General features: G+C 67.0%; 12 protein-coding genes. 11 read left to right on the top strand and 1 reads right to left on the bottom strand.

Annotation, left to right across the window (positions count from 1 at the left end; genetic code table 11):
* Positions 1–4: 4 nt before the first annotated feature.
* Positions 5–1,582, bottom strand: coding sequence for an ArnT family glycosyltransferase (locus AC07V5_RS21430; protein ID WP_495117732.1), 1,578 nt, complete (start codon positions 1,580–1,582; stop codon positions 5–7).
* A gap of 258 nt (positions 1,583–1,840) precedes the next feature.
* Between AC07V5_RS21430 and AC07V5_RS21435 the strand changes: the two genes are divergently transcribed.
* The 11 genes from AC07V5_RS21435 to AC07V5_RS21485 are packed head-to-tail and all read left to right on the top strand — an operon-like array spanning position 1,841 to position 15,394.
* A complete protein-coding gene (locus tag AC07V5_RS21435; protein ID WP_495117733.1) occupies positions 1,841–3,766 on the top strand; it encodes an XrtA/PEP-CTERM system amidotransferase in 1,926 nt (641 codons plus the stop codon).
* 16 nt (positions 3,767–3,782) lie between these two features.
* Entirely contained in the window at positions 3,783–5,099 is a 1,317-nt protein-coding gene (locus AC07V5_RS21440; RefSeq protein WP_495117734.1) for a nucleotide sugar dehydrogenase, read from the top strand.
* Positions 5,099–6,370: a glycosyltransferase family 4 protein gene (locus tag AC07V5_RS21445; protein WP_495117735.1), complete on the top strand. Its 1,272-nt coding sequence runs from the start codon at positions 5,099–5,101 to the stop codon at positions 6,368–6,370. Before AC07V5_RS21440 ends, AC07V5_RS21445 begins: the two co-directional genes overlap by 1 nt.
* Before the next feature lie 5 nt (positions 6,371–6,375).
* Complete coding sequence (locus tag AC07V5_RS21450; protein WP_495118020.1) at positions 6,376–7,575, top strand: glycosyltransferase family 4 protein; 1,200 nt, start codon at positions 6,376–6,378, stop codon at positions 7,573–7,575.
* Entirely contained in the window at positions 7,568–8,887 is a 1,320-nt protein-coding gene (locus AC07V5_RS21455; RefSeq protein WP_495117736.1) for a putative O-glycosylation ligase, exosortase A system-associated, read from the top strand. Before AC07V5_RS21450 ends, AC07V5_RS21455 begins: the two co-directional genes overlap by 8 nt.
* Complete coding sequence (locus tag AC07V5_RS21460) at positions 8,884–9,843, top strand: polysaccharide deacetylase family protein (protein WP_495117737.1); 960 nt, start codon at positions 8,884–8,886, stop codon at positions 9,841–9,843. The genes AC07V5_RS21455 and AC07V5_RS21460 overlap by 4 nt, the downstream gene beginning before the upstream one ends.
* The gene (locus tag AC07V5_RS21465) at positions 9,843–11,117 is read left to right on the top strand and encodes a glycosyltransferase (RefSeq protein WP_495117738.1); all 1,275 of its coding nucleotides are present in this window, start codon (positions 9,843–9,845) and stop codon (positions 11,115–11,117) included. Before AC07V5_RS21460 ends, AC07V5_RS21465 begins: the two co-directional genes overlap by 1 nt.
* A gap of 10 nt (positions 11,118–11,127) precedes the next feature.
* On the top strand, positions 11,128–12,618 hold the full coding sequence (locus AC07V5_RS21470; protein ID WP_495117739.1) for a lipopolysaccharide biosynthesis protein: 1,491 nt from the start codon (positions 11,128–11,130) through the stop codon (positions 12,616–12,618).
* 16 nt (positions 12,619–12,634) lie between these two features.
* The gene (locus AC07V5_RS21475; protein ID WP_495117740.1) at positions 12,635–13,705 is read left to right on the top strand and encodes a Gfo/Idh/MocA family protein; all 1,071 of its coding nucleotides are present in this window, start codon (positions 12,635–12,637) and stop codon (positions 13,703–13,705) included.
* 1 nt (position 13,706) lies between these two features.
* Positions 13,707–14,297 carry an acyltransferase gene (locus AC07V5_RS21480; protein WP_495117741.1) on the top strand — a complete coding sequence of 197 codons (591 nt, stop codon included), beginning with the start codon at positions 13,707–13,709 and terminating at the stop codon, positions 14,295–14,297.
* Positions 14,297–15,394: a DegT/DnrJ/EryC1/StrS family aminotransferase gene (locus AC07V5_RS21485; RefSeq protein WP_495117742.1), complete on the top strand. Its 1,098-nt coding sequence runs from the start codon at positions 14,297–14,299 to the stop codon at positions 15,392–15,394. Before AC07V5_RS21480 ends, AC07V5_RS21485 begins: the two co-directional genes overlap by 1 nt.
* Positions 15,395–15,463 lie beyond the last annotated feature (69 nt).

A 15,463-nucleotide genomic window follows, 5' to 3' on the forward strand; every position in this document is an offset into this window, starting at 1 on the left:
TTCCTTAGCGCACTTGATAGAGAGTGACTTCGTAGCTGGGCGCCAGAATCCGCCGGGCAATGTCGGGCGGCAGCAGCTGCGCGATGTGCAAGGCTTTCAGCAACTGCCCAACGGGCTTCTCCGGCCCCGTCAACTTGCCGGTTTCAACCCAGCCCGGCTGCGGCCGGAATGCGGCGACTCGGTCACTGCAGCGCTTTTGCGAGGCGCATTGCTCGACGCGCACAGCGCTGTAGAACACCAGGTCGCCAGCGGCGGCCGGTTCGCTGCTGACCGTCTGGGTGGGCAGCCCTGCGATCTGGAAGAAGGTCTTGGCGCGCTCGAAGGTTTCGATGTCCGTGTGGATGGCGTGCGCCGGATGCTCGCGCACCCAGCTCACCAAGGCTTGCTCGACGGCACGGGGTTGCGTGTTCTCGACGGCCAGGCAGAGCAGGTTAGTACCAAGCACGGCTGCCGCCACGATGCCCGCCAGCGTGCGGCGCTGCGCGGCCCACAGCCGGGCCACCCACCAGGCCGTCAGCGCCGCGGCTACCCAGGCGGGCACCAGCAGGTAGCGCGGCACCAGGTAAAGCTTGGGGTTGGCCGCCACGAAGACGAAGGCCACGGTGCCCAGGCCCAGCAGGCGCATCAGGAGCTGGCGTTCGCGCCCGCGGGGCAGGCGCCAGGCCTGCCAGGCCGCCGCCAGCCCGGTCCAGAACAGCAGGCCGTATTTCTGGGACACGAACAGCGCGAGGATCGGATCCAGCACGACGTTCACGCTCAGGTTGCCTTCCTTGTCGATCCAGGCGCCGCTGGCCGCAACCCGCCGCACCTCGGCCAGCCGGTCCACCGGATCGTGGTGCAGGTCCAGGCCGATCCGGTACATCGGGTCACCGGTCATCAGGGTCAGGTAGGCCCACTCCGCGCCCACCACCAGCACGAAGCCCAGCACGGCCCAGGGCATGCGGGCGCGCGCCGGCCGACCGGCCAACCAGGCCGTGATGGCGCAGGCCAACAGTGCACCAGCGGCCGTCTGGCGGTTGCTCCAGGCCAGGCCCGCCATCAAGCCGGCCAGCAGCCAGATCCCGGCCGAGCCGCGCTTGCCGTCATCGGCAGGCTCCAGCGCCATCACCAGCACCCAGAACGTGGTGCCGACGAAGAAGAGCTCGGAGACGTCGGGGGCGAGGTACGTCGAGTTGACCACCATGCCCGCCGTCGTGATCGCGAACAGGCCAAACCAGGCGGCACCGGCAAAGCCGAGATGGCGGTGCAGGGCCCACATCTGGACGGCGACGAAGCCGATGAAATAGAGCAGCGTGGGAAGGGCGACGGACAGCAGGCTCAGGCCCAGCGTCGAGATGGCCAGCGCACTCGGCAGGGTCAGCGTGTGGCGCAGCGTCCAGTGGGTATTGCCAACATAGGGGCTGTGCGCCAGCCAACCCATCGCGCCCTGCAGGTAGTTGGCGTCGTCGCTGGCCTGGTAGCCGACGAAGAATTGCCACTGCAGCAGCAGCAGGCCCAGGGCCAGCAGGCCGTAGACGACCCACACCAGCACAGGTGAGGTGGAGCCGTTGGCATCCTGGGCCGTGAGGCGTGATGACGTCATGAACGAAGCGTGGGTCAGTGGGAGGGGCGCATGCGCGCGGCTCTTGGATGGCCGGCTTTTTATGCGCCGCGGATCATCGCGGAAGACGATTGTGGAGCCTGCTATCGGTACCCCCCGTTCAAGGGTAGAAATCGTGTGCGAAATCACAAACCTAGGGTGGGTGGCAGGGTGAGGGCGGCCGCCTCGGTAAGAATCCGTCTTTCCGTGCGCCTTCGCGTGCGCCTTGTGTCTCAACAATGCACCTTCAGGCCTAACCCCATGTGCGGCATCACCGGTCTGTTCGATACCCGCGGCCAACGCTTCCCCGAGCGCGAGCGCCTGCACCGGATGAACGAGTCCCAGCATCACCGCGGGCCAGATGAGGGTGACCTGCACATCGAGCCCGGCGTGGGCTTCGGCCACCGGCGCCTGTCGGTCATCGATATCGCGACCGGCCAGCAGCCCATCTTCAACGACGACAAGTCGGTGGCTCTGGTCTTCAACGGTGAGGTCTACAACTACCTGGAGCTGATGGACGAGCTGCGCGGCCACGGCTATGTGTTCCGCACCAAGAGCGACTCCGAGGCCATCGTGCGCGCCTGGGAGCACTGGGGCGAGGACTGCGTGCACCACCTGCGCGGCATGTTCGCCTTCATGATCCACGACCGCCGTCGCGACTGCCTCTTCATGGCACGCGACCGCCTGGGCGTGAAGCCGCTGCACTACGCGATGACCGAGGACGGCTGGCTGCTGTTCGGCTCCGAGCTCAAGAGCCTGATGGCCCATGGCGGCCTGCGGCAGGAGATCGACCCGCGCGCCGTCGAGGCTTACTTCTCGCTGGGCTACGTCCCTGACCCGGGCACCATCTACAAGCACGCCAAGAAGCTGGCGCCCGGCCACCGCCTGCTCGTCAAGCGCGGCCAGGCCTTGGGCACGCCGCAGCGCTACTGGGACGTCAAGTTCACGCTGGACGCGAAGATCGGCGAAGAGGAAGCCGCCGAGGAACTGCGCCGGCAGCTGTCCGAGTCGGTCAAGCTGCGTCTGAAGGCCGAAGTGCCTTTGGGGGCTTTCCTGTCAGGCGGTGTTGATTCGAGCGCTGTCGTCGCGGCGATGGCCCAACTGGACGACCAACCCGTCAACACCTGCTCCATCGGCTTCGACGACCCCAAGTTCAACGAGACCGAGTTTGCGCAGATGGTGGCGGACCGCTACCGCACCAACCATCGCGTCGAGACCGTCAGCAGCGACGACTTCGGCCTCGTCGACCTGCTGGCGCATCTGTACGACGAGCCTTACGCGGATTCGTCGGCCATCCCGACCTACCGCGTCTGCGAACTCGCGCGCAAGCACGTCACCGTGGCGCTGAGCGGCGATGGTGGCGACGAGAGCCTGGGCGGCTACCGCCGCTACAAGATGCACATGATGGAAGAGCGCATGCGCAGCGCCTTCCCGCTGGCGCTGCGCAAGGGCGTCTTCGGCCCGCTGGCCAAGCTGTACCCGAAGGCCGACTGGGCGCCGCGCGTCTTCCGCGCCAAGACGACCTTCCAGGCCATCGCCCGCACCTCGGTCGATGCCTACTTCAACACCATGGGCCTGGTGCGAGACCCGCTGCGCCAGGAACTGTTCAGCGATGCCTTCAAGCGCGAGCTGCAGGGCTGGCACGCCAGCGAGGTGTTCCATGAGCATGCGCAGCGCGCGAACACGGACGACCCGCTGGCGCTGGTTCAGTACCTGGACATCCACACCTATCTGCCCGGCGACATCAACACCAAGGTCGACCGCGCCAGCATGGCGCACAGCCTGGAAGTGCGCGAGCCGCTGATGGACCACAAGCTCGTCGAATGGGTGGCCACGCTGCCCTCGGCCCTCAAGCTGCGTGGACAGGAGGGCAAGTACATCTTCAAGAAGGCCCTGGAGCCCATGCTCCCGCACGATGTGCTGTACCGGCCCAAGATGGGCTTTGCCGTGCCGCTGGCGCGCTGGCTGCGCGGCCCGCTGCGCCAGGCCACGCGCCAGGCGCTGCAGCATGGTGCCCTGGCCCAGACGGGCTGGTTCAACCCCGCCACCATCGCCCGCCTGCTGGACCAGCACGAGCGTGGCGCGCTCGACCATGCCCAGCCGCTGTGGGCGCTGCTGATGTTCGATGCTTTCCTGCGCAATGCCGGCCTGGCCCAGACCCAGGCCCCGGCGCAGGCTGCCGCCTGATTTCCAAAGGACAAAGATGAAGGTTTCCGTTTTCGGTCTCGGTTATGTCGGCGCGGTCTCCTGTGCCTGCCTCCCGGAGTTGGGCCACGACGTTGTCGGTGTCGACATCAACCCGCTCAAGGTCGAGCTGATCGCCTCCGGGCAGTCGCCGGTGGTGGAGGAGGGCATCGAGGAGCTGATCGGCGCTGCCGTCAAGGCCGGCAAGCTGACGGCCACGCGCGACGTCGCCGCTGCGGTGCGCGATACCGAGATCTCGCTGATCTCGGTGGCCACGCCGTCGCTGCCCAACTACATGCCTGACCTGACGGCGCTGGACGCCGTGGTTGGCCAGATCGGTGCGGAGATCGCCAAGAAAGATGGCCAGCACACGCTGGTCATCCGCAGCACGGTGGCGCCCGGCACCACGCGCGCGCGCATCGCTCCGTTGCTGGAGAAGGCCGCCGGCCGCAAGATCGGCGACCGCCTGTCTTTGGTCTTCAACCCCGAGTTTCTGCGCGAAGGCTCATCGGTTTCCGACTTCCACAACCCGCCGCAGACTATCGTCGGTAGCCTGGACGAGGCTGGCGTGGAGGTCATGAAGCGTTTGTACGCGGGCGTGCCTGGCAACTTCGTGGCGGCCGACGTCGGCGTGGCGGAGTCGGTCAAGTACCTCTGCAACGTCTTCCACGCGCTGAAGATCGTCTTCGCCAACGAGGCTGGCGCCGTGCTGAAGGAGACGGGCCTGGACTCGCGCGACGTGCTCGAACTGTTCTGCCGCGACACCCAACTCAACATCTCCAAGGCCTATCTGCGGCCAGGTTTCGCCTTCGGCGGCTCCTGCCTGCCCAAGGAGGTCAAGGGCTTCCTGACCATCGCCCGTGAGCGCGGCGTGGACATTCCCGTGCTGGGTGCGCTGCTGGACAGCAACGACGCCCACATCGGCCGTGCCTATGAGCTGATTGCCGCCAACGGCCGCAAGCCCGTGGCCCTGTTCGGCCTGGCCTTCAAGCCCGGCACCGACGACCTGCGCGACTCGCCGCTGGTCGTGCTGGCCGAGAAGCTGCTGGGCAAGGGCTTCGACCTCACGATCTACGACAAGTTCGTCAAGATCGCGCGCCTGCTGGGCAAGAACAAGGAATACATCGACCGCGAGATTCCCCACCTCGACAAGCTGCTGCAGGAAACGCCGGACGCCGTGCTGGCTCGCGCCGAGATCATCGTCGTGGGCCACGCCGACGCCGAGACCCGCCAGCGCATCATCGCGCTGGGCAAGGGCGCGCGTGTCGTGGACCTGAATGGTTATGCCGACCTGCGCGACGCTGGCTTTGCGCAGTACGAGGGCATTTGCTGGTGATGGACCTGGCTTCCACGCCTGGCGTTGTCACGACGGACGCTCAGGGCGCGGCTCTGCACCGTCCCCTGAAGGTTGCCTTCGTCTCGCCGGTCTTCCTGTTCCCGGCCGATGCCGGCGGCAAGATACGCACGGGCAACATCCTGCGCGGGCTCAAGGAGAGTGGTCAGTTCGATGTGACGCTGTTGTCGCCGGCCACGCCCGAGCAGCAGCGCGAATGGCAGGGCGAGCTGGACAAGCAGTGCGAGCGCTTCATCGGCTGGGCGCCGAGCGCACCGCAGCCACGCTGGCGCCGTGCGCCGGACCTGCTGTCCTCGCTGCCGATCAACGTGGTGAACGACCGCACGACGGCGGCCGTCGCCGCCGTCGAGAAGGCGCTGGCTGCTGAAGCGTTCGATGTGGTCGTCTTCGACTTCGTGCACGCCGCTGTGCTGAGGCCGGACAACCTCAAGGGCGCGACGGTCTGCTTCACGCACAACGTCGAGGCCGAGATCTTCGAGCGTCATGCCAAGACGGTCGCGAGCGCACCGCTGCGCTGGCTGTGGGCCTCGCAGGCGGGCAAGATGCGCCGCTTCGAGCGCGAGGCGCTGGCCCGCTTCACGCGCGTCGTCGCCGTGTCGGAGCGCGACGCCAAGATGTTCGAGAAGAATGACGGCCTGAAGACGGCGCGTGCCATTCCCACAGGCGTGGATCTGGACTTCTTTTCCTGGCAGGCCCCGGCAGACGGCAGCCCGACCGTCGTCTTCACCGGTTCCATGGACTGGGAAGCCAATGTCGACGGCATCCGCTTCTACATCGACGAGGTCTGGCCGCGCGTGCGCACCAAGGTGCCCAACGCGCAGCTGCGCGTCGTCGGCCGCCATCCGCCGGCCTCGCTGACGCAGCGCAACGTGCCGGGCGTGACCTTCACCGGCTTCGTGGACGACGTGCGTGACCATGTGCGCGACGCCCAGGCTTTCGTCATTCCGCTGCGCGTCGGCGGCGGTACCCGGATCAAGGCCTTCGAGGCCATGGCCATGGGCCTGCCGGTCGTGTCGACGACCATTGGCATCGAAGGGCTGGATGTCGACCATGGCACCCACTTCCTGCGCGCCGACGGCGCCGAGGCCCTGGCCGAAGCGACGTTGAAGCTCATTGCCGACGACGCGCTGCGCCTGAAGCTGTCGCGTGCCGCGCGTGCGCTGGTGGAGGACCGCTTTGGCCACCGTGTCGCCGCCGACGTGTTCGGCCGCATCCTCGTGGAAGCATTCGAAGCCGTGGAGGCTGCCGCGTGAAGAAGCTGAAGGTGCTGACCTTCTCGACGCTGTTCCCCAGCAGCGTGCGGCCCGGCCACGGCATCTTTGTCGAGACGCGACTGCGAGAGCTTATGAAGAGCGGCCAGGTCGAGTCGCGCGTCATCGCGCCCGTGCCCTGGTTCCCGTCGACGGACTCACGCTGGGGCGACTACGCCAAGTTCGCCGCCACGCCAGCGCGCGAGCAGCGCAATGGGCTGGACGTGCTGCATCCGCGCTATCTGCTGCTCCCCAAGGTGGGCATGACGACCGCGCCGCTGACGCTGGCGCTGGGCGCCCGCGCCGCCGTGCGCAAGCTCATCGACGAAGGCTTCGACTTCGATGTCATCGACGCCCACTACTACTACCCCGACGGCGTTGCCGCCGCGCTGCTGGCACGCTGGTTCGGCAAGCCGCTGGCCGTGACGGCGCGAGGCAGCGACGTCAACCTGATTGGCCGCCATGCGCTGCCGCTGCGCTTCATGCGCTGGGCCTCGCGCGTTGCGAGTGCGTCCATCGGCGTTAGCCAGGCACTGGTCGAGCGCATGCGCGAGCTGGGCATGACGAGCCCGCTGCAGCTGACGTTGCGCAACGGTGTGGACTTGACACGGTTTCGAGCCGACACCGACCCTGCGGCGCTACGCGCGCGGCTGGGTGTCAACGGCAGTCCGTTGCTCATTTCGGTGGGCAACCTGGTGCCGCTCAAGGGGCATGACCTCGTCATCGAAGCCCTGGCACTGCTGCGCCAGCAGGGGCTGGATGCCAAGCTGTGCATCATCGGCACAGGCCCGCTGCGGCCCGCGCTGGAGGCCTTGAGCGAGCGTCTGGGCCTGTCTTCTCAGGTGCGCTTCCTGGGCGGCCTGCCGCAGGAGGAGTTGTCCGGCTGGTATGGCGCGGCCGACATGCTGGTGCTGGCCTCCGAGCGCGAGGGCTGGCCCAATGTGCTGCTGGAAAGCATGGCCTGCGGCACGCCCGTCGTCGCGACGTCGGTGGGCGGCATTCCGGAGATCGTCGAGCCGCCGCTGACCGGGCGCATCGTCAAGGAACGCACGGCGCAAAGCCTGGCCGACGCGGCTTGCAACCTTTGGCAGTCGCTGCCGGCACGTGAGGCCGTGTGCGGCCATGCGCGCCGTTTCGGTTGGCAGGAGACCACGCAGGGCCAGCTGAACCTCTTCCAGACCATCGCAGGAGGCAGCAGCCATGCGTGACCTTGTCCTGGTCGTCATCATCGGCTGGTGCTTCCTGCACGCCTTCAAGCGGCCGTGGGTCGGCATCATGTGCTGGACCTGGCTCAGCATCATGAACCCGCACCAGCTCAGCTGGAATCTGCGCGACATGCCTTTCGCTGCGGCCATCGGCGGTGCCACGCTGATTGGCCTGTTCATGTCCAAGGACCGGCGCGACTACTCGCTCAACCGCGAGAACATCACGCTGATGATCTTCATGATCTGGTTCTGCATCACGCTGCCGTTCTCGATGATCTGGGATGAGAGCTTCGGGCTCTACAAGCGGGTCATGAAGATCGACTTCATGGTGCTCGTGACGTTGGCGCTGCTGCACTCCAAACGGCACTTGCTGATCTTCGTCTGGGTCAATGTTCTTTCCATCGCCTTCTACGGCGTGAAAGGCGGCATCTTCACGGTGCTCACCGGAGGCAGCTACAAGATCTGGGGGCCGGAGAACACCTACATCGAAGGCAACAACGAGGTCGCCCTGGCCATCGTCATGGTCATTCCGCTGATGCGCTTCCTGCAGATGCAGATGCAGACCAAGTGGGCCAAGACGACGATGACCTTCTGCATGGTCATGATGGCGGCGGCATCGCTGGGCAGCCATTCTCGCGGGGCCTTGCTGGCCATCGCTGCCATGGCGCTGGTGCTGTGGTGGCGAGGCAAGAACAAGATGATCGGCGCCGTCGGCATGGTGCTCGTTGGCGCTGCGCTGCTGTCCCTCATGCCGGCCGAATGGTGGGACCGGATGAACACCATCAAGACCTACCAGCAGGATGAGTCGGCGATGGGCCGCATCAATGCCTGGTGGCTGGCCTTCAACGTGGCCAAGTCGAACTTCTTTGGGGGCGGCTTTTTCATCTGGTCGGGCACGATCTTCGCGATCTACGCCCCCGACCCCAACGACGTTCACGCGGCGCACAGCATCTACTTCATGGTGCTGGGAGAACAAGGGTTCGTCGGCTTGTTCATTTTCCTGACCCTGTTCGGCTTCGCCTGGGGCTCTGCCAACTATTTGCGGGTGCAAGGCCGCCGGCAACCGGAGACCCAGTGGCTGTCAGACCTGGGCGGCATGCTGCAGGTGGGTTTCGTCGGGTATGCGGTGGGCGGCGCCTTTTTGAGCCTGTCCTACTGGGACCTGCCTTACAACATGATGGTCATGGCCGTCGTGGGGCGGCGCTGGTTGGCGCGCAAGGAATGGCTGAAGGAAAAGCCCGAGCCGCTGTTGGTGCTGCCACCGTTCGTGCAGAACTGGTTCAAGAAGAAGTCCAAATCGGTGCCGCTGCCATGAAGCCCCTGTTCAGCCTGCTGTCACCGGGGGGCATCAGTGCACGCCTGAACGTGCTGATCTTTCATCGCGTCCTGCCTCAGGTCGACCCGCTGTTCCCCGATGAAGTCGATGCGGCGCGCTTCGACGAGCTGCTGGGTTGGGTCAGGTCCTGGTTCAACGTGCTGCCGCTGGACGAGGCGGCCCGCCGCCTGCAGGAAGGCAGCCTGCCTGCGCGCGCCGCGGCGCTGAGCTTTGATGACGGCTATGCCGACAACCACGACGTCGCGCTGCCGCTGCTGAAGAAGCATGGCCTGCCGTGCAGTTTCTTCGTCGCCACCGGCTTCCTGGACGGCGGCCGCATGTGGAATGACACGCTGATCGAGGCCGTGCGCCGCACCGCCCGGCCCACGCTGGATCTGCGTGGCCTGCAGGACGTCCGCGGCGAGGACCTGGGCCAGCACGCGCTGGGCGATACAGCCGGCCGTCGCGCTGCGTTGGGTCGGCTCATCGAGCGCGTGAAGTACCTGCCACCCGAGCCGCGGCTGGCCTGCGTGAATGCCATCGCCGCGCGCGCCGAGGTCAGCCCGCCAGACGACCTGATGATGGGCAGCGAGCAGGTGAGGGCGCTGCGCCGTGCTGGCATGCAGATCGGCGCCCACACGGTCAGCCATCCCATCCTGGCCAAGCTCGACGCGAACCAGGCTGCCGACGAGATCGGCAGCAGCCGCGACGTGTTGCAGTCGTTGCTGGGTGAAAAGGTGGGCATGTTTGCCTACCCCAACGGCAAGCCCGGCAACGACTACCTGCCCGACGTGCACCCCGCCATCGTGCGCGAGCTTGGTTTCGACGCTGCGGTGTCCACCCGTTGGGCCGCGGCCCGGCGCGGCGACGATGTCTTCCAGATCCCGCGTTTCACGCCCTGGGATCGCGGCCGGGCGAAATTCGGCCTGCGCCTGCTTCGCAACCTGTCGAACTGATGCGCCGAGTCCTCTTCATTGCCTATCTGTTCCCGCCCATCCCCAATTCGGGCACTCGGCGCAGCCTGACCTTCGCCAACCATCTGCCCGACCTCGGCTGGGAGCCGCTGGTGCTGAGCTGGGAGGCCGATCCGCATGTGCGGCTGGAGCCTGAGCTGTCGGCGGAGTTGCGCCCCGGTACGCGTGTCGAGCGCGTGCCGCTGCTGAGTCGCGACCGTGCACGGCGCTGGATGGGCTGGCTGCCGCAGCGCTGGCGCGAACGCGGCGTGGAGGCGCTGGCCTGGCGGCTGCGAGAGCGCGCCACCGTCCCGGATCTTGCCGCCGGCTGGCTGCCCCTGGCGGTCGAGCGCGCCGTGCAGTTGCACGATGAAGTGGGCTTCGACGCCATCTACGCCAGCGGCTGGCCCTGGACCGCCTTCCTTATCGCCCGGGAGGTGTCGCGGCGCACCGGCAAGCCCTACGTCATCGACTACCGCGACCAGTGGACCCCCAGCGGCGACATGGCCTGGGAGCACGCGTCGCCGCAGCAGCTGCGCGAAAACCCGGCGCTGGAGAAGCTGGCGGCCCGCGATGCGGCGGCCATCGTCACGGTGACCCGAACCCTCGTGCACAGCATCGGCCGCGATTGCGGTCGCGACGACCTGCACCTGATCACGAACGGCTTCGAGCCGGCCGACTTTGCCGACGACGTGCCTGCCATCGATGATGGCCTGCTGCGCATTTGCTACACCGGCGTCTGGCGCACGGGCTACGGGTTGGATGACCTTTACGCGGCGATTGCGCTGCTCAAGGCCCAGGGTCAGCCCGAGCTGGCGCGGCTGCGCGTGCAGACGGCAGGCTTCGAACCCGGCGCTGCTGCGAAGGCGGGCGTCAGTGAATGGGTCAGCGAGCTGGGCCCCGTCTCGCATGCCCGGGCTGTCGAGCTCATGAAGCAGTCGGACCTGCTCTACCTGCCGGTGCCCACGGGCTTCTACGCCAAGGCCTCGCTGCCGGGCAAGCTCTTCGAATATCTGGGCTGCGGCCGGCCCATCCTGGCCGTCGTACCGGAAGACAGCGAGGTTTCTTACGTGCTGAACGAGGTGGGTGGCGGCGTGCGCGTGGAGCCGGGCGATGTGGCCGGCCTGGCCGAGACACTGCTCGGCTGGCTGCGCGGCGAGGCGCGCGTCGCCCCGCCGAATGGCATCGAACGCTACAGCCGTGCCGCGAATGCGCAGCGCCTGGCCTCGGTGCTGGACGCCGCGGCCGACGGGCGGCCCCAGGTGCCGCTGCGATGAGCGCTGTCCGATGAACAACGTGCGCAGCGCGCTGCTGTTCTCCTTCGCCGAGCGGTATGCGCTGATCATCATCAGCCTGGCCAGCAACCTGCTGATCGCCCGGCTGCTGACGCCCACCGAGATCGGCGTCTATTCGGTGACGCTGGCCGTCATGAGCATCGCCCAGGTGCTGCGCGACTTCGGCGTTGCGAGCTATCTGATCCAGGAGAAGGACCTCACCGACGACCATATCCGCACGGCGCTGGGCGTCACGTTGGTCATCGGCGTGGGCCTGGGGCTTGTTGTCTTCGGCGTGGCGCCGTGGGTGGCCGAGTTCTACCGCGAACCGCGCATGCGCGATCTGCTGTGGCTGGCCGCCTTCAACTTCCTGCTGCTGCCGTTCTCGACGATCTCGCTGGCCCTGCTGCGCCGGCGCCTGGCCTTCAAGGCCCTGGCCGTGGTGAACCTCGTCGCGACATTGGCCGGTGCCATCGCGAGCGTGGGCTTGTCCTGGGCTGGTTTCGGCCCCATCGGGCTTGTTGCCGGCACGCTCGTCGTCAGCGCGACGACGGGCTTCGCGGCCTGGTGGGCGCAGGGTGAGCGGCGCTTGCTGCGGCCCGGCCTGTCGCAGTGGCGCAGCCTGTTCAAGTTCGGTGCGCAGAGCTCGGTCATCGGCGTCGTGACTTCCGTGTCCATGGACATCAACGACCTGGCCGTCGGCAAGTTGATGGGTTTCACGCCCGTCGCGCTGCTGAGCCGCGCGCAAGGGTTGATGAACCTCTTCCACCGTGACCTGATGGGTGCGGTGCGCAACGTCGCCTACCCGGCCTATGCCAAGGCCCAGCGCGAGCAGCAGGCCATGGAGCCGCTGTACGTCGCCAGCGTTACCTATGTCAGCGTGGTGGCCTGGCCTTTCTACGGTTTTGTTTCCTTGTACGCGCTGGAGACCTTGCGGCTGCTGTTCGGCCCGCAGTGGGACGCGGCTGCGCCATTGGTGCCGATCTTCTGCCTGGCCGGCGCCCTGGCCGCGGCGGGCAGCCTGATCGGCAACCTGATGGTGGCCATGGGCCGCATGGACCTGCTCACGCGAATGGAGGTCGTCTTTCAGCCGGCGCGTGCGGCCGTCATCGTGGCGGCGGCCGCCTACTGGCGCGAGCCCTGGGCGTGCGCTGCCGCGCTGGCGCTGGCCATGCTGCTGCAATTGCCGCTGGTCTACGCCGTCAAGGGCAAGTTCCTGCCCAATGACTGGCTGGCGCTGCGCCGCCAGCTCCTGCGCAGCGTTGCCGTGGCCTTGCTGGCGCTGGCGTTGCCCGCGCTGCTGCTGTGGCTGCACCCGCGCGAGGCTGGCCAGCCGCAGACCACCCCCTGGTTCCTGCTGGCTATCCTTAGCTGCTGCGTGTCGTGGGTGCTGGCATTGAGCTGGTGCCGCCACCCGTTGGCCGCCGACCCGGCCTTTGCAAGACTGACGCGCTTGATGCGCTGGCCGCGGCGACCTGCCGACAATGCCGCCCAGGACAAATAACTTACAGGTGAACCGAATGCAACAGTCCCGCCCCCCCGTCACCGGCCGCCTGGTCCGCTTCGCCCTGATCGGCTGCGGCCGCATCGCCCAGAACCACATCGAGGCGATCAAGAAGCATGGCGAGCGCGCTGAACTCGCGGCCGTCTGCGACACCGACCCCGCCGCGCTGGCTGCCGCCGTCGCCAAGACCGGCGCGCGCGGTTTTGCCAGCCTCACCGAGCTGCTCGCCGCCAGGGCGGAGCTGAACATCGACTGCGTCGTGCTCACCACCCCCAGTGGCCTGCACCCGCGCCAGGCCATCGAGGTCGCCGGCGCCGGCATCGATGTGATGACCGAAAAGCCCATGGCCACACGCTGGCAGGACGGCCTGGCCATGGTCAAGGCCTGCGATGACGCTGGCGTGCGCCTCTTCGTCGTCAAGCAGAACCGCCGCAACCCCACGCTGCAGCTGCTCAAGCGCGCCGTGGCCGAGAACCGCTTCGGGCGCCTGTACAACATCGCCGTCAACGTCTTCTGGACCCGCCCGCAGAGCTACTACGACAGCGCGGAATGGCGTGGCACCTGGGAATTCGACGGCGGCGCCTTCATGAACCAGGCCAGCCACTACATCGACCTGCTCGACTGGATCTGCGGCCCCGTCGAAAGCGTCATGGCCTACACCGGCACGCTGGCCCGCAACATCGAGGTCGAGGACAGCGGTGCGGCCGCGCTGAAGTGGCGCAACGGCGCCATGGGCACCGTCAACGTCAGCATGCTGACCTACCCGAAGAACCTCGAAGGCTCCATCACCATCCTGGGCGAGAAAGGCTCGGTGCGCGTGGGCGGCCTGGCCGTCAACGAGATCCAGCACTGGGAGTTCGACGCACCCCACGACATGGACGCGCTCATCAAGGACGCCAGCTACCAGACCACCTCCGTCTACGGTTTCGGCCACCCGCTGTACTACGACAACGTCATCAAGACGCTGCGCGGCGAAGCCCATCCCGAGACCGATGGCCGCGAGGGCCTGAAGTCGCTCGAGCTGCTCATCGCGCTCTACATGAGCGCCCGCGACGGCAAACGCATCAACCTGCCGCTGGCCTATTGATATGGCGACGACCGTTCATTCCTCGGCCATCGTCGACGATGGCGCCCAGCTCGGCGCGGATTGCCGCGTCTGGCACTTCGTGCACATCAGCGCGGGTGCCCGCATCGGCGCCAAATGCTCCTTCGGCCAGAACGTCTACGTGGGCAATGACGTGCTCATCGGCAACAACGTCAAGATCCAGAACAACGTCTCCGTCTACGACGCCGTGACGCTGGAGGACGACGTGTTCTGCGGCCCCAGCATGGTCTTCACCAACGTCTACAACCCGCGCTCGGCCGTCACGCGCAAGGAAGAGTACCGCCGCACTCTCGTGAAGCAGGGCGCCACCCTGGGCGCCAACTCAACCATCGTCTGCGGCACCACCGTGGGCCGCTACGCCTTCATCGGCGCCGGTGCCGTCATCAACCGCGACGTGCCTGACTTCGCGCTGATGGTTGGCGTGCCAGCCCGGCAGATCGGCTGGATGAGCCGCTTCGGCGAGCGCCTGGAGCTGCCCCTGGCCAGCCCCGAGCCCATCGACACCACCTGCCCCCACACCGGCGACCGCTATCGCCTCGCCGGCCAGCAACTCCAACTCATCGAGAAGAGCTAATGGACTTCATCGACCTCAAGAGCCAGTACGCGGCGCTGCGCGACAACATCAACGCCCGCATCCAGAAGGTGCTGGACCACGGCCAGTACATCCTCGGCCCCGAGGTCAAGGAGATGGAGGCCGCGCTGACCGCCTATACCGGCGCCAAGCACTGCATCAGCGTCGCCAGCGGCACCGAGGCCTTGCTGATCTGCCTGATGGCGTTGGACCTGCAGCCCGGCGACGAAGTCATCACCAGCCCCTTCACCTTCGCGGCCACCGCCGAGATGATCGTGCTGGCCGGCGGCGTGCCCGTCTTCGTCGACATCGAGCCCGACACGGCCAACATCGATGTCAACCTCATCGAAGACGCGATCACGCCGCGTACCAAGGCCATCATGCCGGTGAGCCTGTACGGCCAGGTGGCCGACATGGACTCCATCAACGTCATCGCCCAGCGCCACGGTCTGGCCGTCATCGAGGATGCCGCCCAGAGCTTCGGCGCCACCTACCGCGGCAACAAGAGCTGCAACACCTCCACCTTCGGTTGCACCAGCTTCTTCCCGAGCAAGCCGCTGGGCTGCTATGGCGACGGTGGTGCCATCTTCACAAACGACGATGCGCTGGCCCAGGCCTGCCGCGAGATCCGCATCCATGGCCAGAGCCAGCGCTATCTGCACACCCGCGTGGGCGTGGGCGGCCGCATGGACACGCTGCAATGCGCCGTGGTGCTGGGCAAGCTGGATCGCTTCGAGTGGGAGGTCCGTCGGCGGCTTGAACTCGGCGCCGAGTACGAACGCAAGCTCAAGGCTGCGATCCCAAGCCTGCAGTTGCTGGCCGTGCGGCCGGACCGCGACTGCGTGTGGGCGCAGTACACCGTCTTCGTGGACGACCGAGACGCCGTGCAGGCCAAGCTCAAGGCCGCCGGTGTGCCGACGGCGGTCCACTATCCGCGCCCGCTGCACCTGCAGCCGGCCTATGCCAAGTACGCCACCGCCGACGCCTGCCCGCACAGCGTGGCTGCCGCGGCGCGCGTGATGAGCCTGCCCATGAGCGCCGACCTCACCGAAGCGCAGCAGGACCAAGTGGTCAGCGCACTGGCGGCTGCCATCGCCTGACCCATCCATCAGGAGCCCATGATGCCAACGGCCGGTCCAGCAACTCAAGGCGGCTGCGGCGCCCACTGG

This window comes from Roseateles sp. GW821-FHT02E12 (assembly GCF_059421665.1).

Coding starts and splice junctions, on each gene's coding strand:
- AC07V5_RS21465 (WP_495117738.1), top strand. CDS start 9,843: ATGCGCCGAGTCCTCTTCATTGCCTATCTGTTCCCGCCCATCCCCAAT.
- AC07V5_RS21470 (WP_495117739.1), top strand. CDS start 11,128: ATGAACAACGTGCGCAGCGCGCTGCTGTTCTCCTTCGCCGAGCGGTAT.
- AC07V5_RS21430 (WP_495117732.1), bottom strand. CDS start 1,582: ATGACGTCATCACGCCTCACGGCCCAGGATGCCAACGGCTCCACCTCA.
- AC07V5_RS21485 (WP_495117742.1), top strand. CDS start 14,297: ATGGACTTCATCGACCTCAAGAGCCAGTACGCGGCGCTGCGCGACAAC.
- AC07V5_RS21440 (WP_495117734.1), top strand. CDS start 3,783: ATGAAGGTTTCCGTTTTCGGTCTCGGTTATGTCGGCGCGGTCTCCTGT.
- AC07V5_RS21445 (WP_495117735.1), top strand. CDS start 5,099: ATGGACCTGGCTTCCACGCCTGGCGTTGTCACGACGGACGCTCAGGGC.
- AC07V5_RS21460 (WP_495117737.1), top strand. CDS start 8,884: ATGAAGCCCCTGTTCAGCCTGCTGTCACCGGGGGGCATCAGTGCACGC.
- AC07V5_RS21480 (WP_495117741.1), top strand. CDS start 13,707: ATGGCGACGACCGTTCATTCCTCGGCCATCGTCGACGATGGCGCCCAG.
- AC07V5_RS21455 (WP_495117736.1), top strand. CDS start 7,568: ATGCGTGACCTTGTCCTGGTCGTCATCATCGGCTGGTGCTTCCTGCAC.
- AC07V5_RS21475 (WP_495117740.1), top strand. CDS start 12,635: ATGCAACAGTCCCGCCCCCCCGTCACCGGCCGCCTGGTCCGCTTCGCC.
- AC07V5_RS21435 (WP_495117733.1), top strand. CDS start 1,841: ATGTGCGGCATCACCGGTCTGTTCGATACCCGCGGCCAACGCTTCCCC.